General features: G+C 71.5%; 12 protein-coding genes. 4 read left to right on the forward strand and 8 right to left on the reverse strand.

Features of this window, described 5'->3' with window-relative positions; genetic code table 11:
- Positions 1–75: 75 nt before the first annotated feature.
- On the reverse strand, positions 76–2,304 hold the full coding sequence (gene katG / locus ABZX22_RS35495; protein ID WP_354918166.1) for a catalase/peroxidase HPI: 2,229 nt from the start codon (positions 2,302–2,304) through the stop codon (positions 76–78).
- 24 nt (positions 2,305–2,328) lie between these two features.
- Positions 2,329–2,775 (reverse strand): Fur family transcriptional regulator, encoded by a 447-nt coding sequence (locus tag ABZX22_RS35500; RefSeq protein ID WP_354918169.1) that lies wholly within the window; start codon positions 2,773–2,775, stop codon positions 2,329–2,331.
- Positions 2,776–3,126: 351 nt separating this feature from the next.
- Here ABZX22_RS35500 and ABZX22_RS35505 point away from each other — a divergent pair, with 351 nt between their 5' ends.
- The gene (locus ABZX22_RS35505; RefSeq protein ID WP_354918172.1) at positions 3,127–3,327 is read left to right on the forward strand and encodes a hypothetical protein; all 201 of its coding nucleotides are present in this window, start codon (positions 3,127–3,129) and stop codon (positions 3,325–3,327) included.
- Between the two features lie 160 nt (positions 3,328–3,487).
- Here ABZX22_RS35505 and ABZX22_RS35510 read toward each other — a convergent pair whose 3' ends face one another.
- The 5 genes from ABZX22_RS35510 to ABZX22_RS35530 all read right to left on the reverse strand — a co-directional run bounded on the left by ABZX22_RS35510 (position 3,488) and on the right by ABZX22_RS35530 (position 8,858).
- Positions 3,488–4,906, reverse strand: a complete 1,419-nt coding sequence (locus tag ABZX22_RS35510; protein ID WP_354918175.1) for an oxygenase MpaB family protein — start codon at positions 4,904–4,906, stop codon at positions 3,488–3,490.
- Positions 4,903–5,628 carry a polyprenyl diphosphate synthase gene (gene uppS / locus ABZX22_RS35515; protein ID WP_354918178.1) on the reverse strand — a complete coding sequence of 242 codons (726 nt, stop codon included), beginning with the start codon at positions 5,626–5,628 and terminating at the stop codon, positions 4,903–4,905. The genes ABZX22_RS35510 and uppS overlap by 4 nt, the downstream gene beginning before the upstream one ends.
- A 269-nt stretch (positions 5,629–5,897) precedes the next feature.
- Positions 5,898–6,746, reverse strand: a complete 849-nt coding sequence (locus ABZX22_RS35520; protein ID WP_354918181.1) for a M55 family metallopeptidase — start codon at positions 6,744–6,746, stop codon at positions 5,898–5,900.
- A 2-nt stretch (positions 6,747–6,748) separates the two neighbouring features.
- Entirely contained in the window at positions 6,749–8,182 is a 1,434-nt protein-coding gene (locus tag ABZX22_RS35525) for an MFS transporter (protein WP_354918183.1), read from the reverse strand.
- A gap of 64 nt (positions 8,183–8,246) precedes the next feature.
- Complete coding sequence (locus ABZX22_RS35530; protein WP_354918186.1) at positions 8,247–8,858, reverse strand: TetR/AcrR family transcriptional regulator; 612 nt, start codon at positions 8,856–8,858, stop codon at positions 8,247–8,249.
- Between the two features lie 68 nt (positions 8,859–8,926).
- Between ABZX22_RS35530 and ABZX22_RS35535 the strand changes: the two genes are divergently transcribed.
- Positions 8,927–10,246 carry a M14 family zinc carboxypeptidase gene (locus tag ABZX22_RS35535; RefSeq protein WP_354918188.1) on the forward strand — a complete coding sequence of 440 codons (1,320 nt, stop codon included), beginning with the start codon at positions 8,927–8,929 and terminating at the stop codon, positions 10,244–10,246.
- Between the two features lie 98 nt (positions 10,247–10,344).
- Here the strand turns inward: ABZX22_RS35535 and ABZX22_RS35540 are convergent, their stop codons facing one another.
- Positions 10,345–11,091, reverse strand: coding sequence for an NAD(P)-binding domain-containing protein (locus ABZX22_RS35540; protein ID WP_354918190.1), 747 nt, complete (start codon positions 11,089–11,091; stop codon positions 10,345–10,347).
- A 189-nt stretch (positions 11,092–11,280) separates the two neighbouring features.
- On the opposite strand from ABZX22_RS35540, the gene ABZX22_RS35545 reads away from it, so the two are divergent.
- Together ABZX22_RS35545 and ABZX22_RS35550 are read left to right on the forward strand one after the other, a co-directional pair.
- Positions 11,281–12,108, forward strand: coding sequence for a helix-turn-helix transcriptional regulator (locus ABZX22_RS35545; RefSeq protein WP_354918193.1), 828 nt, complete (start codon positions 11,281–11,283; stop codon positions 12,106–12,108).
- A 311-nt stretch (positions 12,109–12,419) separates the two neighbouring features.
- Positions 12,420–17,879 (forward strand): carboxyl transferase domain-containing protein, encoded by a 5,460-nt coding sequence (locus ABZX22_RS35550; protein ID WP_354918195.1) that lies wholly within the window; start codon positions 12,420–12,422, stop codon positions 17,877–17,879.
- The last annotated feature ends 75 nt before the right edge of the window (positions 17,880–17,954 follow it).

Consider the following 17,954-nt stretch of genomic DNA (forward strand, 5'->3'; position numbering starts at 1 on the left):
GCTTGTCCCACCAGCCGGGGATCGGGCCGAAGCCGATCGAGCTGAAGGCCAGCACGAACACGATGCCGAACAGGATCATGCCGACGAGGGCGCGAGGTTCATCACCTTGTCCCACGCCGCGACGAAGTCGGTCACGAACTTCTCCTTCGCGTCGTCGCTCGCGTAGACCTCCGCGAGCGCCCGCAGCTCGGAGTTCGACCCGAAGACCAGGTCGACACGGCTGCCGGTCCACTTGACCTCACCCGTGGCCGCGTCGCGAGCCTCGAAGATGTTCGCGTCCTCGGAGGTCGCCTTCCACGTCGTGCCCAGGTCGAGCAGGTTGACGAAGAAGTCGTTGGTCAGCGCCCCGGGGGTCGAGGTGAGGACACCCACCGGCGACTGCTGGTGGGTCGCGCCCAGGACGCGCAGGCCGCCGACGAGGACCGTCATCTCGGGGGCGCTGAGGGTCAGCAGGTTCGCCCGGTCGATCAGCAGGTACTCGGCCGGGAGCCGGTTGCCCTTCTCGAGGTAGTTGCGGAAGCCGTCGGCGGTCGGCTCGAGCGCGGCGAACGACTCCACGTCGGTCTGCTCCTGCGCGGCGTCGACGCGGCCCGGCGTGAAGGGGACCGCGACGTCGAAGCCGGCCTGCTCGGCGGCCCGCTCGACGGCCGCGCCACCGGCGAGCACGATCACGTCGGCGAGCGAGACCTGCTTGCCGCCGGTCTGGGCGGCGTTGAAGTCCTGCTGGATGCCCTCAAGGGTGCGCAGCACCGTCGCCAGCTGGTCGGGGTCGTTGACCTCCCACCCGCTCTGCGGCTCGAGGCGGACGCGCGCGCCGTTGGCGCCGCCGCGCTTGTCACTGCCGCGGAAGGACGCTGCCGACGCCCACGCGGTGGACACCAGCTGCGACACCGACAGGCCCGAGGCGAGGATCCGGCCCTTGAGGGCGGCGATGTCCTCGGCGTCGACGAGCTCGTGCGTCACGGCGGGAAGGGGGTCCTGCCACAGCAGCGTCTCGGACGGGACCTCCGGGCCGAGGTAGCGCGCGACCGGGCCCATGTCGCGGTGTGTCAGCTTGAACCACGCACGGGCGAAGGCGTCCGCGAACTCGTCCGGGTTCTCCAGGAAGCGTCGCGAGATCTGCTCGTAGATCGGGTCCACGCGCAGCGAGAGGTCGGTCGTGAGCATCGTCGGGGCGTGGCTCTTCGACGGGTCGTGGGCGTCGGGGACCGTACCCGCCCCTGCGCCGTCCTTCGGCCGCCACTGGTGGGCGCCGGCGGGGCTCTTGAACAGCTCCCACTCGTAGCCGAACAGGATCTCGAAGAAGCTGTTGTCCCACGTCACCGGGGTGTTGGTCCAGATGCCCTCGAGACCGCTGGTGATCGTGTCGCCGCCCTTGCCGGTGCCGAAGGTGCTCCTCCAGCCGAAGCCCTGCTCCTCGATCGGGGCGGCCTCGGGGTCGGGGCCGACGTGGTCCGACGGGCCCGCGCCGTGGGTCTTGCCGAAGGTGTGACCGCCCGCGATGAGGGCGACCGTCTCCTCGTCGTTCATCGCCATCCGGCGGAAGGTCTCACGGATGTCGCGGGCCGCGGCGAGCGGGTCCGGGTTGCCGTTCGGGCCCTCCGGGTTGACGTAGATGAGGCCCATCTGGACCGCGCCGAGCGGGTTCTCCAGCTCGCGGTCGCCGCTGTAGCGCTGGTCGCCGAGCCAGGTGGTCTCGGGACCCCAGTAGACGTCCTCGTCGGGCTCCCACACGTCGGCACGACCGCCGGCGAAGCCGAAGGTCTCGAAGCCCATGGTCTCCAGGGCGACGTTACCGGCGAGGATCATGAGGTCGGCCCACGAGAGCTTCTTGCCGTACTTCTTCTTGACCGGCCACAGCAGGCGGCGGGCCTTGTCGAGGTTGCCGTTGTCCGGCCAGCTGTTGAGCGGAGCGAAGCGCTGCTGGCCGGCCCCCGCGCCGCCGCGGCCGTCGCTGATCCGGTAGGTGCCCGCGCTGTGCCAGGCCATCCGGATGATGAACGGGCCGTAGTGGCCGAAGTCGGCCGGCCACCAGTCCTGCGAGGTCGTCAGCACCTCCGCGATGTCCCGCTTGACGGCAGGAAGGTCGAGGCTCTTGAACGCCTCGGCGTAGTCGAACCCGTCACCAAGGGGGTTCGCCACAGCGGGATTCTTGGCGAGGATCTTCAGGTTGAGCCGCTCCGGCCACCACTGGCGGTTCCCGCCACCCTGAGTCGGGTGCGGGGCGCGCCCGTGCGCGACCGGGCAGCCACCTTCACCCTCGGTCTTCGCGTCTGTGACGATGGCGTCGTGGTTCTCAGACATGGGAATCCTTCCGGACTATTCAGATCACTGTGCTGAGGCACTGCGGGCGGTGGAACAGTCGGGGCACAGGCCCCAGTAGATGACCTCGGCCTCGTCGATCGCGAAACCGTGGTCCTGGGAGGCGGTCAGGCAGGGGGCGTGACCGACCGCGCAGTCGACGTCGGCGACGGCACCGCACGACCGGCACACGAGATGGTGATGGTTGTCCCCGACGCGTCCCTCGAACAGGGCCGGGCTGCCGGGCGGTTCGATGCGGCGCACGAGCCCCGCCGCGGTCAGCGCGTGGAGGGCCTCGTACACGGCTTGGAGTGAGATGTGGCCGACGCGCTCGCGCACCCCGGAGGCGACGGCCTCGACGTCGAGGTGGTCACCGTTCCTGACGGTCTCGAGCAGCGCGACGCGAGCGGCCGTCACCCGCAGGCCGGCACCGCGCAGTTCCTCGGCGGTGGTCGGAGTCTGGGATGCGGACATAGCGCCCAACCTACCGCCATAAACACGAATCACACAAGATAATGAATTGTCCAAGTTAGTCCTGCATCAGGCAATCCGGCCGACCGGTGGGTCCCGCCACCTCGCAGCGCGCCATGGCAGAGGGGCTCGGCCCTGCCATTCACCACAACCCCGAGCGCGCAACCGGCTGCCGGCAGGCAGGCGCGAACACGGCGGCGATCCCTTGCTCTGCTGGGTGAGCACATCGCACGTGAGGCGGGAGGGGACAAGGGGAATCGCCGACATGCCGGCGCGCGGCACCGGCGACCGCGGCACCGGCGACAGCCCGCCACGGGTCGCGGGCCTCCTGTTGCGCCTGTACGCCGCGGCGCAGTGCGGCAGGCCGAGGAGCAGCAGCGGCTACTCGGAGCCGATGCCGAGCAAGCCGAGCAAGCCGAGAAGATCCGGCAGATTCTGCTCGGTGAGACCAAGAGGTCCATCAAGGCCGAACGCCGCCGGCAGTGGGGCTACATCCTTGCCGATGCCGTCTGGTCCGTCCCCGTCGGTGTGGCCATCAACCTCGTGGTGCCGTAACGTCCTGGCAGGTCAGGACACGTGCAGGTGCACCGGCGCCGGGCTGTTCGCGCAGGTCGGGCGGTGCGGACAGCAGCGGTGAGTCGGCTTTGCGGCTCCATCCGCACCATGATCCATCTCACCGCCCATGGCTGTCCTGTCGTTCCGGCTGCCCGTACGGTCACCCCTGGGAAAGGAGCGAGGTGTAGGCGTTCGAGTGCTGTTGCCCGGACATGAAGGAGACGAAGTGCCTGACGAAGGCGCTGCGTGAGTAGCTGCCGCCGCTGCCGGTCAGGTCGCGGTGGAAGGCCGTACGGAACAGGTTGCGGTATTCCTCGGCGTCGATCTTCTCGTCGTCGTCGACGTCGGTGGCGTCGAACAGCACATCGGCGATCCTGATGAGCCCGGAGCCCGGCAGGCAGGCGGCCGCGGCGGCGTATTCGCGGCGGGTGACGCGTCCGTCGCCGTCGCTGTCGAGAGCGGTCTGCAGCTCGCGCCACCACGCGGCGTACGCCTGGAACAGCCGCTCCTCCTCCTGCTCGCCCAGGTCGAGCCGCGTGGCGATCTCTCTGGCCATGGCGGCCAGATCGGGCCAGCGCAGGTAGCCGTCGCCCGTCTGGTCGAGGACCTCGGCGAAGAACCGGTCGGCCGATCGGACCACCTGGTCGTCCTCGTCGGAGGCGGGGGTGAGGAGACGTGCCAGGGCCGCGGCCTTGCCGGCCTGGCGGCGTACGGCCTCCCACGGGCCGGCGCCCTCGTGTGAGGGGTCCAGCAGACCCATGAAGAACTCCACCCGCGTCCAGCTTTCCGGCAGGTAGCGCGTGGCGAGTGCGGCGCTCAGGTACGCGGTCTGCATGAGCGTCCGGGCTCCCGGCAGATCGGGCAGGGCGACGCGCCGGCTGAAGGCTTCGGGGAGTGAGGCGATGGTGATCGCGGTGACCACCGGGCTTGCCACGGCCCGGCCCGCGGTCCACACCGCGGGATGACCGCGCAGCACCGGAGGCGCGGGCACGTTGGCGAAGAGCCGGTAGAGGATGACGCCCACCGCCTCGTTGTTCTCCAGGCGGTGGGCGATGACGTCGTCGTAGTAGGACCAGAACTCCGGCAACGTCGCGGGGAGATGGTCGCTGGTGCCGTCGATCAGGGCCAGGAACGTGCGGTGTTCGTCGTAGAGCCGTCGCATCGCCTCGGCGTCGAGCGCCTCGCCACTCAGCCGGCACATCGTCACCGTCGACTCGAACAGGGTCGCCACCACCCAGGCGCGCGCCTCGGGGTCGGTCGCGTCGTAGGGGCGGCCCTGCGCGTCGGTGCCGGACATGCGGGCGTGGAGGCGGTTGAGCCGGGCCGCTTCGCGGTCGCGTACGCGCGGGTCGGGGTCGAGGATGCGCCGCGAGCTCATCGTGGTGTTGCGCAGGCGTCGCCACGGGTGCGTCAGGAACGTGGAGTTCTCCATCAGGGCCGCGCCGATCTGCGGGTAGGCGGCTTCCAGCAGGGTGGCCCGGGTCACCGCGAGCCCCCAGCGCGCCTCGTTGACCAGGCGACGCAGGATGGAGTCGGGCCCGAAGACGTCGACGCTCTCCTCCGGGATGGTCTGGCTCATCGCAGGTCCTCTCCTGTCACGATGGTGGGCTGGCGTACGTCGCCGAACCGGCGCTGGCGCCGGAAGTAGGCGCCAAGGCATTCCCAGAAGTGGGTCGCGCGGAAGTCGGGCCAGAGCACCTGGGGGAAGACCCACTCGGCGTAGGCCACCTGCCAGAGCATGAAGTTGGAGATCCGCTGTTCGCCGGAGGTGCGGATGACCAGGTCGACGTCGGGGGTGTCGGAGTACGGCAGGTGCTCGGCGAAGCTGGCCTCGGTGACCTGGTCGGCCGGCGTCGCGGAACGGATCAGCGACCGCGCGGCCTCCACGATGTCGCGGCGCCCGCCGTGGTCGAAGGCGACGGTCAGCGTCATGCGCTTGTTGTCGCGGGTGAGCGTCATCAGGTCGGTGATGTCCTGGACCAGCGGTGCCGGGATGCGCGGATCGCTCATGCCGAGGAATCTGCAGCGCACGCCCCGCGCGTGCAGCACCGGCGCGTGTTTGCGGATGGCCCGTCGGACGAGCCGCATGAGGATGTCGACCTCGCCGGACGGCCGCCGCCAGTTCTCCGTGGAGAAGGCGTACAGGCTCAGCCAGGTGACCCCGGAGGAGCGCGCCGCCTCGATGACGTCCATCACCGCGGCCTCGGCGGCCTCGTGGCCCGCGGTGCGCGGCAGCGACCGCTGCGCGGCCCAACGGCCGTTCCCGTCCATCACACAGGCCACGTGACGCGGCACGGCCATGACCACCTCCATAGCTGGATGTGACTATAGCATTACTCATCGTGTCGGCCAGTGCGATGACCAACCGGCTTGAGTGATCAGGCTGCTCGGGCGGACGGTCGTCCCCGACGTCGTTGTTGCTCACCGCGGACACGGGCGCGTTCCCGACGCTGGGCGGCCGGCACGTCGGGGTGGCGGTCGGTGTCCGGCGTGCCGGTGACAGGGGGCGAGCAGGTCACCCCCTGTCACTCGGCGCGGCTCATCCCGCCGGCGGCGGACCGGCGGCCGGGCTAGCGGCGGCCGTACAGGGCCATCCGGCTGATCATGGCGTCGGCGGCGAGGTGGTAGCAGACCGTCACGCAGCCCAGCACCTCCGTGGGCGTGCCGAAGGTGGCGGCCAGCGTCTTGTCGGCGACCCGGCGCACGCCCGGGACCAGCGCCCCCAGCTCGGCCGCGGGCGCGCTGGGCATGTCGATCTCGAGCTCGAGCACCTCCGGCAGTTGGAGCGGCGCCATTTCCCCGGCCCCCCGTACGGCCTCCGCCGCCGCCTCCCGGATCTGCCGCCTGGCCTCGGCGGGTGCGAGGCTGTCCGCGGCGGTGTGCCCGTGCGCGACCTTGACGGCGACCGTACGCACGCCGGGGAACGCCTTCTCCGCGACGCCGCAGATGACGTCGTCGCCGGTGAGCAACCCCACCGGGACGCCGACCGCGGCCGCCTGCAGCGCGTTGACCTCCGCCTCGGAGACGGGCCTGCCATTGAGGCGCACTCCGAGGAAGTGCGAGGAGAAGGTGTGCGCGAGCACGCCGGGCGAACCGGCGGCGGCGTGGTAACCGAGGAACATCGCCACGTCGTGCTCGGCCGAGATGCCCTCGGCCATGCAGTCCAGCTTGGGCGAGCCGAAGATCAGCCGGGCCCGCGGGTCGAGTTCGTCGTGCAGGAGGTTGTCCATGGTGCCGTGGCTGTCGTTGACCAGGACGCTCTCGGCCCCGGCCGCGAACGCCCCCTCGATGGCGGCGTTGGCCTCGGCGGTCATGAGCCGTTGCGACCGGGGGTAGCCGTGACCGCCGCGGGACACCTGGTCCATGGTGGCGATGCCCGCCACGCCCTCCATGTCGATGGAGATGTAAACCTTTGCCATAGTCACAGGCTTTCACTCTGGTGTACGGCGGGCTTTGTCGCCGGGGCCGAAGCTTCGCCCCCGGCTTGGGCGTCCCGTACAGCGGCGGGGATCACGAAAGCGGCGCCGACGGCGAGCAGGCCGAGCGCCGCGGACAGCAGGTAGGTGTCGACGAAGCCACGCTCGGTGGGCACTCCACCCACCGCGCCGGCCGCCAGTACCATGGCGCCGAGCTGCGCCCCGAACGTGCCGCCGACGCTCTTGGCGACGAAGACCACGCCGCTGACACCGGCCGCGCGGTCGGCGGGCACGTCGGTGGCAACGACGTTGAGCCCGGCGGTCAGGCCGATGGAGCCGCCCAGTCCCATGACCGTCACCCCGGCCACGATCTGCCACGGGGAGGAGTGCCACAGGGCGAGCATGGCGGTGCCGGCGCAGACGAGCGCGCTGCCGAGCACCAGCACGGTACGCCGCCCGAGCAGCCTGGTCATCGGCCCGACCAGCGGCGCGACCAGGGTGCCCGCAACGCCCATCGGGAACATGTAGATCCCGATCCACAGGGTGTCGGCGCCCAGGCCGTACCCGGTCTCGACGGGCATGGCCAGCATCATCGGCAGGGCGACCACGAGCCCGAAGGAGGCGAAGCCGAAGAGGACCCCCATCGCCGTCACTCCGGCCGGGGTGCGCCCGGCCAGCAGCCGCAGGTCCACCAGCGGGTCGGGGATGCGCAGCTCGATGACGGCCCACAGGCCCAGCGTCAGTACGGCGGCCGCGAACAGGGCGAGCGTGGCGGGAGCCGTCCAGCCCCAGTTGGAGGCAGCGGTCAGGCCCAGCATGAGCAGGGCGAGCCCGCCACCCAGCAGCAGTCCGCCCGCCCAGTCGACGCGCCCTGCGGCCTCGCGGGGCGTGGCAGGCACCGCGTACCAGGCCCAGAGTCCGGCCACCGCCGCACCGGCCACGGCCAGCAGGAACAGCCAGCGGTAGCCGAGCGCCGCGCTGATCGGTCCGGCCAGGATGAGGCCGAGCGCGCTGGCCAGAGCGGCGACGCCGATGACCAGGCCGTTGCCTGTGGCGGCCCGTTCGGGTTCGAGGGTGTCGCGGAACAACCCCACGGTCAGGGGCAGCATGCCCAGCCAGACGCCCTCCACCGCCATGCCCACGATCAGCACGGTGACGTTGGGCGCCAAGGCGGCGAGGAGGACTCCTGCGGTGCTGATCGCCATGAGCGCGAGCAGCAACCGCCGCTTGTCGTACATGTCGGCCAGGCGGCCGACGATCGGGGTGCTGATCGCCGAGCTGATCAGCGAGCCGGTGAAGATCCAGGCTAGCGCGCCCGGCGAGGCCGCCAGGTCCCGCTGGATGAGCGGGAGCGCGGGCGAGAGCGTCATCTCCATCGACTGGAGGACGCCGATGAACAACACCGGCGCGCCGATGATGCCGAATCCGGATCTGGACATGGTTGTGCCTTTCGAGGTGGGGTGACGTGTGGCCGTGCGGTCCCCCCGAACCCTCGGCCGTGATCTAGGCCGGGCCGAGCACCCTCGGCGTGATCAGCGCCTGTGCGGTGGCGACGAAGAACTCCTCGGAGCCGTCGTGGGTGCCGAGCACGACGGCCAGCCCGAGCCCGGACAGCAGAGCCTTGAGCGCGCGGGCCAGGCGCACCGCCTGCTCGGCCGTGACGGGCGCCCCGCCGTACGCACTGCCGGTGAACAGCGCGGCGAGCCCGGCCTCGATCGACCTGGTCGAGGCGTTGAGCTTGCCGAGCAGCGCCGGATCGTTGAGTACGAGGTCGAGGACCCGCGTCTCGAACAGGAGCTTGCCGGTGGCCTCGGGGTCGGCCGACATGCGCAGGAACCCGCGGGCGACCTCGGCCACGATCTCCTCCAGCGGCATGCCGGGCGCGGCGGCCTCGACCGAACGCAGGTCGAGCGGCCCGGCGTAGTCGGCGACCATGGCGACCATCAGGTCGTTCTTGCCGCCGAACAGTGAGTAGACCGCGCCGGTGGTCAGGCCGGCCAGCTCGGCGATGTCCTCGAGCTTCGCCTTGGAGCCGTCCCGGCCGACGATCTCGCGCGCCGCCTCGAGCAGCGCGCGCTTGTTGGCCGCTTTACTTTCCGCTCTGGTCAGCCGCATGACATCTCCTGCATGCCGTAAAGATAATCTGGTTTACTAGAATAATCCAGTTTATCAGGAGGTCGGAGATGGACGTCGCCCACCACATGAGCCGAGTGCCCGACTACACCGCGTTCCCCACCGTGGACCAGATGCATGCCGAGCTCGACGAGCTGGCCGCCGCCCACCCCGATCTGGTACGGCTGCGCCGCATCGGCACCTCCCGGCTGGGTGAGCCGCTGCGCGCGGCCACCATCGGCTCCGGCCCCCACGACGCCGTGATCATCGGCGGGCCCCACCCCAACGAGCCCATCGGCGCGCTCACCGTCAGCAGCCTGCTGCGCCAGCTCGTCGAGGACGCCTCGCTGCGCGAGGACTTCGGCTACCGCTGGCACCTCGTCCCGTGCGCCGACCCCGACGGCGCCCGGCTCAACGAGGGCTGGTACTCGCGGCCGAGCGACCGCCGCGCCTACGCCGAGCACTTCTACCGCCCCGCCGAAGCCGACCAGGTCGAATGGACCTTCCCGCTGGCCGGCGAGGACTACTTCTTCGACCGCACCCTGCCCGAGACCGAGGCGCTGATGCGGCTGATGGACGAGGTCAAGCCCGCCTTCGTCTACTCCCTGCACAACGGCGAACTCCAGGGTGCGTTCTACTACCTCAGCAAGGACGACCCCGCGCTCGCCGCCCGCCTGACCGCGATCGCGACCGCCCAGGGCCTGCCGCTGCACATGGGCCCGCCCGAGGTACCGAGCGCCGTCCCGATCGGCCCGGCCGCCTACATGACCCCGAGAGGCGCCCACATCGCGGCGGCCTACGGCATCGGCGGCGGAAGCGTCGACTACGCCGACCGCTTCGACGCCCTGCACCTGGTGACCGAACTGCCCTACTGGGCCGACCCCCGCGTCGCCGACCAGACCCCCACCGAGCAGACCTACGGCGAGGCGATCCAGGCCAACCTGGCCGGGCAGCGCGCCCTGATCGCCGAGCTGGCGCGGTCCCATTCCGCCGTCAGGGCCGACCTGAAGGTGCGCTCGCCCTTCCGCCACGCCCTCGAGGACTTCGTCGCCTCCCACGACGACTTCATCGGCGAATGGGAGACCTTCCCCGGCACCGACCGGCCCGCCACGGTGGCCGAGGTGGTGGGCAACCGGCAGCTCGTGCACAGCATGCGGCTGAGGTACACCGGGACCTGTCTGCGCATGCTCGACGCCGAGCTCGGCGCGGGCAACGCCACGCCCGCCATCCGGGCCGAGAGAGCCCGTCTCGGTGCGCGCTTCGACGCATGGTTCACCGAGGCCGAGGCCGACGCGGTGGCCACCCCGATCCCGATCCGGACGCTGGTCGCCGTCCAGCTCGGTGCGGCCCTGCTCGCGGCGGAGTCCGCGAAGCGGACGGCTGTCTGCTGAGTTCGCCCGTGCGGGGTGGCGCGGAGGGCCGCCGTCGAGGCACCGCGCCGGGGAGATCACCTCACCCCGGCGACGCGCCGCCTCGACGGGGTGCGGAGTCAGTCGACGCTCGGCAGCCTGGCCTCGCCCGCCGCTTGGCGAACCGCGGTCTCGGCCAGGTTGCCGACCTGTGACGCCGGAACGACGACGCCGGGAGTCTGGAGAGTCCAGCGGAGGAAGTCCTCGACGTTCATGGCGGGCACCTCACCGAGATAGGGCTGGATGTACACCGGCGTGTTCGGTTCACTGCGCCAGCTGGCGGCAAGCGTTCCGATGTCCACCGCGTCATAACCGAGGACGTCCAGCAGCCGGGCGGCCTCTTCCTTGGCCTCCGCGTCGTCACCGGCGATGGGCAGGGCGCTGCGGTCCGGCGCGCCCGCGGGCCGGGCGAGGGTGACCAGCTGGTGCGGGGTGATGTTGTTGAACGCCTTGACCACCTGGGAGCCCGCGAGGTGGCGCTGCATCAGGGCGCTGGAGGTCAGGTCGCCCGCGTCAAGTTCGGCCAGGTGGCCGTCCCGCTCGGGGTAGTAGTTCGCCGTGTCCAGCACCGTCTTGCCGGCCAGGGCTTCGGCGGGGAGCTGTTCGTATGCCTGCAACGGGATGGCCGCCACCACCAGGTCGGCGGCGCGCGCGGCTTCTGCCGGTGTGGCCGCCCAGGCGTGCTCGCCCAGCTCGGCGACAAGATCAGCGAGTGTCTCGGGCCCTCGCGAATTGCTGAGGACGACCTCAAGGCCGGCCGCGACGGCCAGGCGGGCAACAGAAGAACCGATCATTCCGCTGCCGATGAGTCCGAGTGTTCGGGACACGGCTTCGCTCCGTTCGTTCGGTGGATGTCGATAGAGGAGCCGCCGGCGAGCGAGCGCGGCGAGGCCGGACCGTTCGCGTGTGGCGGGCTCGCCTGACAGCCTGGAGCCGGCGTGACCACCGGACCAGGCCCGTGTCCTGCGTACTCACGGCGTGATCACCCACCGCACGCTCACACGTAGGGTTGTCGCGTGGACGACCGGACGGAGCTGAGCGAGTTCCTCAAATCACGCCGTGCCCGTCTGCGTCCGGCGGACGTCGGGCTGCACGACTACGGCGGAGCCCGCCGGGTCGCGGGCCTGCGGCGCGAGGAGCTGGCCCGGCTCGCCGGTGTGAGCATCGCCCACTACACGCGTCTGGAGCAGGGCAAGGGCGACAGCGTCTCGGACGAGGTCGTGGACGCCGTCGGCGCGGCGCTGCGCCTGGACACCGACGAGCTGGCTTACCTGCACCGGATCGCGCGGCGTCCCCTGGCGTGTGCGGCCGCCGCGTCGCCCGTTCTGCCCGCGGGTTTGCGCTACCTGCTGGAGTCGTTCGTGATGACGCCGGCGCTGGTGGTCGGCAGGCACACCCAGATCGTCGGCTGGAACGAGCTCGCCGTGGCGGTGTTCGGCGACTTCCCCGCGCTGCCGGAGGACCGCCGCACGCTCTCGCACCTGCTGTTCACCGAACCCTCCTGGCGCGAGCTGCACCGCGCCGGTTGGGAGCGGGCGGCGCGCGACCAGGTGGCGCATCTTCGCGTGCTGCTCGGGCGCTATCGCGGGGACTCCGGGCTCACGGCGCACATCGACCACATGCTGGAGCTGAGCCCGGAATTCGCGCGGATGTGGGCCGAGCACCCGGTCGCGCAGGTCCGGTCCCGGACGTATGTGCTGCACCACCCGGTCGTGGGCGAACTGACCCTGCACGGCGAGCTCATCGCGCTGCCCGACGAGCCGTCGTGCTGCGGGCTGGACCTGTTCGCCGCCGAGCCGGGCTCGGCGTCGGAGCAGGCACTGCGGAAACTCGGGAGCCGGTGACCGGGTAGCCAGTGGGCCGGTGGGCCGGCGTGCCGCGGTCAGGTGACTCGTCCACCCCGGCTCAGCCCGGCGGCCGCGACCGCGAGGCGTGACGGCGCCTTGACGGACGGGAGTCGCCCACTGCGCTCGCACATGCCCTGGTCGGGCCGGAGCGGCCGACGGTTTTGGTGGCTTTCCCACAACTCGGGCCGGGTAGCGTGCGCTGTCTGCGACATAGCGCGGCCGGCTCGGTAGACGGAAGGGTGAACAATGCCGGGGGGCGCCGTGTGTCGCGGCGCGCACATCGTTGGTCTACAGGAGGGCTCGGTCGGGTGTTCAGTCGTGTCGCCATCGTCAACCGTGGTGAGGCCGCCATGCGGCTCATCCACGCCGTACGGGACATCGCCGCGGAGACCGGGACTCGGATCGAGACCGTCGCCCTGCACACCGACGTCGACCGCACCGCCACGTTCGTGCGCGAGGCCGACATCGCCTACGACCTCGGACCCGCGTCCGCGCGCCCGTACCTCGACCTGAAGGTGCTGGAGCGGGCGCTGGTGGAGACCGGGGCCGACGCCGCGTGGGTCGGCTGGGGCTTCGTCGCGGAGGACCCGGCCTTCGCGGAGCTGTGCGACGAGATCGGGGTCACGTTCGTCGGGCCGAGCGCGGAGGCGATGCGCAAGCTCGGCGACAAGATCGGCGCGAAGCTGATCGCCGAGGAGGTCGGCGTGCCGGTCGCGCCGTGGAGCCGCGGGCCGGTCGAGACCCTGGACGCCGCCTTGGCGGCGGCGGCCGAGATCGGCTATCCGCTGATGCTGAAGGCGACCGCAGGGGGCGGCGGGCGCGGCATCCGCGTGATCACGAGCGACGCCGAGCTCTCCGACGCCTACGAGCGCACCAGCCAGGAGGCCGCGCGGGCGTTCGGCAGCGGCATCGTGTTCCTGGAGCGGCTGGTCACCGGCGCCCGGCACGTCGAGGTCCAGGTGATCGCCGACGGCCAGGGAACCGCGTGGGCGCTCGGCGTCCGCGACTGCTCGGTGCAGCGGCGCAACCAGAAGGTCATCGAGGAGTCGGCTTCGCCGGTGCTCAGCCCCGCGCAGGCGGCCGAGCTCAAGAGGTCGGCCGAACGGCTGGCCGTCGCGGTCGGCTACCGCGGCGCGGCGACCGTCGAGTTCCTCTACCATCCCGGTGACAAGCTCTTCGCCTTCCTCGAGGTCAACACCCGCCTGCAGGTCGAGCACCCGATCACCGAGTGCACCACGGGCTTCGACCTGGTCAAGGCGCAGCTGCGGGTGGCCTCAGGCGGCAGGCTCGAAGGCGACCCGCCGGTGGAACGCGGTCACGCCATCGAGGCCCGGCTGAACGCCGAAGACCCCGACCGCGACTTCGCGCCCTCTCCGGGCCGCATCGCGCGGATGGACCTGCCCGCCGGCCCCGGAATCCGCGTGGACACCGGCGTCAGCGAGGGCGACACCATCCCCGCCGACTTCGACTCGATGATCGCGAAGATCATCGCCTACGGCCGCGATCGCGACGAGGCGCTCGGCCGGCTGCGCCGGGCGATGGCGCAGACCTCGGTGATCATCGAGGGTGGCGCGACGAACAAGAGCTTCGTGCTCGAGCTGCTCGACCAGCCCGAGGTGATCGACGCCAGCGCGGACACCGGCTGGATCGACCGTGTCCGCGGCGAGGGCAGGCTCGTCTCGCACCGCCACTCCGGCGTCGCGCTGGCGGCCGCCGCCATCGAGGCGTACGAGGAGGAGGAACGCGTCGAGCGGCAGCGGCTGCTGTCGACGGCGTTCGGCGGACGCCCGCAGGTGCAGCACGAGAGCGGCCGGCCGCTGGACCTCAAGCTGCGTGGCGTCGGCTACCGCGTGCGGGTCGCGCGGGTCGGCGCGCATCGCTTCCGCGTCGGCGTCCACGCGGGTGACGACGTCCGTACCGCAGACGTCGAGCTCGACCGCTTCGACCGGCACACCGGGCAGATCGTCGTCAACGGCGCCCGGTACCGCCTGCTCACCGGCACCCACGGGCCGATCCATGTGATCGAGGTGGACGGCGTGACCCACCGGGTCAGCCGCGACGAGGGCGGCGTCGTCCGCTCGCCCGCGCCCGCGCTGGTCGTGGCCACGCCGCTGGAGGTCGGCGCCGAGGTCGAGGCGGGCGAGCCGGTGATGGTGCTCGAGAGCATGAAGATGGAGACGGTGCTGCGGGCGCCGTTCAAGGCGCGGCTGAAGGAATGCGTCGTGTCCGTGGGCGGCAAGGTGGAGACGGGGGCACCGCTGCTGCGGCTGGAGCCGCTCGCCGACACCGCGGTCGAGCACTCCTCGGCCGCCGCGTCCGTCGAGCTGGACCTGCCCGCGGCGCCCGCGGAGGTCCCGGTGCGGGAGCGCACCACGCGTGGCCAGGAGGACCTGCGCAGCCTGCTGCTGGGCTTCGACGTCGACCCGCACGACGAAAGCCGGGTGCTCGACGACTACCTCGCCGCGCGGCGGGCCGCCGGCGAGGACGGCCACCGGCCGCTGACCGAGGAGCTCGAGCTGATCGAGGTGTTCGCCGACCTCGCCGAGCTGAGCCGTAACCGGCCGGCGAGCGAGGACGGCGGCGGCGACGGCCACGTGCGCAGCGCCCGCGAATACTTCCACACCTACCTGCAGAGCCTCGACGTCGAGCGGGCCGGGCTGCCGCAGGCGTTCCAGGACAAGCTCGCCAAGGCGCTCGGGCACTACGGTGTCACCGGGCTGGAGCCGTCCCCCGAGCTCGAAGCCGCGGTGTTCCGGATCTTCCTCGCCCTGCAACGCGCGTCGGCCGACGCCACGGCCGTCGCGACGTTGCTGCGCGCGTGGCTGCGGGAGGCGCCGCCGGACGAGACGCTGCGCGAGCCGGCCGGCCTCGCGCTGGAACGGCTGGTGGCCGCGACGCAGGTCCGCTTCCCCGTGGTCGCCGACCTGGCGCGCGGCGTGGTGTTCGCCTGGTTCGGCCAGCCGCTGCTGCGCCGCAACCGCGCCCGCGTCTACGCCAGTGTCCGCAAGCACCTGCGCCACCTGGACGCGCACCCGGACGCACCGGACCGCGCCGAGCGCATCGCCGAGATGGTGCGCAGCACCGAGCCGCTGGTGCGGCTGCTCGGCCAGCGGCTCATCCGCGCCGACCTGGACAACACGATCATGCTGGAGGTGCTGACCCGGCGCTACTACGGCAACAAGGCTCTCACCGGTGTCCGCACCAGCGCGGGCGCGGGCTGCACGTTCGTGGTCGCCGAGCGCGCGGGCTCATGTGTGGCATCCGCCGCGGTGAGCTTCGGAGCGCTGGGCAGCGCGCTGCGCGGGCTCGCCGAGCTCGCGAGCGGCGAGGACGCCATCGACGCCGACATCTATCTCGCGTGGGAGGAGCAGCCGGAGGACTCCGACGCGATGGCGGCCGCGCTGCACGAGGTGATCAGCGCGCACCCGATGCCGAGCCAGGTCCGCAGGCTCACCGCCACCGTCGCGGGCAGCCGCGGCGCGGTGATGCACCACCACTTCACCTTCCGCCCGTCGGCCACCGGCATGACCGAGGAGCGGCTGATCCGCGGTCTGCATCCGTACATCGCGCAGCGGATGCAGATGGAGCGGCTGGGCAAGTTCGACCTCACCCGGCTGCCGTCGTCTGACGAGGAGGTCTACCTCTTCCAGTGCGTGGCGCGGGAGAACCGCTCTGACGAGCGCCTCGTCGCGTTCGCACAGGTGCGTGACCTGACCGAGCTGCGCGAGCACGACGGCAGGCTGGTCGCGCTGCCGACGGCCGAGGACACCATCGCCGCCTGCGTCGACTCGATCCGCCGCGCCCAGTCGCGGCGGCCGTCGAACAAGCGCCTCAACACCAACCGGATCGTGATCTACGTCTGGCCGCCCAGCAACATCACCCGCGCGGAGCTGGAGATGATCGCCCGGCGCGTGCTGCCGACGACCGTGGGCGCCGGGCTGGAGGAGACCCTGTTCATCGGGCGGCAGCGCGACCAGGTGACCGGCGAGCTGACCAAGATCGCCGTGCGCATCTCCCTCGACGCCACCGGCGGCACCGAGCTGACCATCGGCGAGCCGTCGGACGAGCCCATCGAGCCGCTCGACGACTACCGGCAGAAGGTCCTGCGCGCGAGCAGCCGCAACACGGTCTACCCGTACGAGCTGACCGGCCTGCTCGGCGACTTCGTCGAGCACGACCTCGACGACGCCCACGCGCTGGTGCCGGTCGACCGGCCGAAGGGGCGCAACAGCGCGGCGATCGTGGCCGGCGTGGTCTCCACGCCGACCGCGCGGCACCCCGAGGGCCTCACCAGGGTCGTGCTGCTCGGCGACCCGACGAAGTCGCTCGGCGCGCTGTCCGAGCCGGAGTGCCGCCGCGTGATCGCCGCGCTGGACCTGGCCGAGCGGATGCGGGTGCCGCTGGAGTGGTACGCGCTGTCGTCCGGCGCGCGCATCTCCATGGCGTCGGGCACCGAGAACATGGACTGGGTGGCCGCGGCGCTCAAGCGGATCGTCGAGTTCACCCAGGACGGCGGCGAGATCAACATCGTGGTCGCGGGCATCAACGTCGGCGCGCAGCCGTACTGGAACGCCGAGGCGACGATGCTCATGCACACCAAGGGCATCCTGGTGATGACGCCGGACTCGGCGATGGTGCTCACCGGCAAGCAGTCGCTCGACTTCTCCGGTGGCGTCTCGGCCGAGGACAACTTCGGCATCGGCGGCTACGACCGGGTGATGGGCCCGAACGGGCAGGCGCAGTACTGGGCGCCGAACCTGACCGCCGCGCGCGACGTGCTGATGTCGCACTACGACCACACCTACGTCGCGCCTGGCGAGCAGGCGCCGCGGCGGGCGACGACGACCGACCCCGTCGACCGCGACGTCTCCGACTTCCCGCACGCTGTGGCGGGCAGTGACTTCACCTCGGTCGGTCAGATCTTCTCCGCCGAGGCCAACCCGGACCGCAAGAAGCCGTTCGACATCCGAACCGTGATGAGGGCGCTGTCCGACCAGGACCACCCGGTGCTCGAACGCTGGGCGGGCATGGCCGACGCGGAGACCGCGGTGGTGCAGGACGTCCATCTCGGCGGCATGCCGGTGTGCCTGCTCGGCATCGAGTCGCGGGCGATACCGCGGCGCGGCTTCCCGCCCACCGACGGCCCGGACACCTACACCGCGGGCACCCTGTTCCCGCGGTCGTCGAAGAAGGCCGCGCGGGCGATCAACGCGGCCAGCGGCAACCGGCCGCTGGTGGTGCTGGCGAACCTGTCGGGCTTCGACGGCTCGCCGGAGTCGATGCGGAAGCTGCAGCTGGAGTACGGCGCCGAGATCGGCCGCGCGATCGTGAACTTCCGCGGGCCCATCGTGTTCTGCGTGATCTCGCGGTACCACGGCGGCGCGTTCGTGGTCTTCTCGAAGGCGCTGAACCCGAACATGACCGTGCTCGCGCTGGAAGGCTCATTCGCCTCGGTGCTCGGCGGCGCTCCCGCCGCCGCGGTGGTGTTCTCCGGCGAGGTCGACGCCCGCACCGCGGCCGACCCCCGCGTGCGGGACCTGGAGGCCCGCGTCGCGGCCGCCGCCGGCGCCGACCGGGCCGCGTTGACCGCGGAGCTGGACGAGCTCCGCTCGTCGGTCCGCGCGGAGAAGCTCGGCGAGGTGGCCGCGGAGTTCGACCGCGTGCACAACATCCAGCGGGCGGTCGAGGTGGGTTCCGTCGACGCCGTCATCCGCGCCGCGGAACTGCGGCCGCGGATCATCGAGGCCATCGAGGCCCGCCTGCGCTGACCTCACCCCGGCGCTACGTGACGGTGTCCTTCCAGCGGTGTCGACCGCCCGATCGTGCTGATCGGGCGGTCGCCC

Origin of the sequence: Nonomuraea sp. NPDC003804 (genome assembly GCF_040610675.1) — a bacterium.
GTDB lineage: Bacteria > Actinomycetota > Actinomycetes > Streptosporangiales > Streptosporangiaceae > Nonomuraea.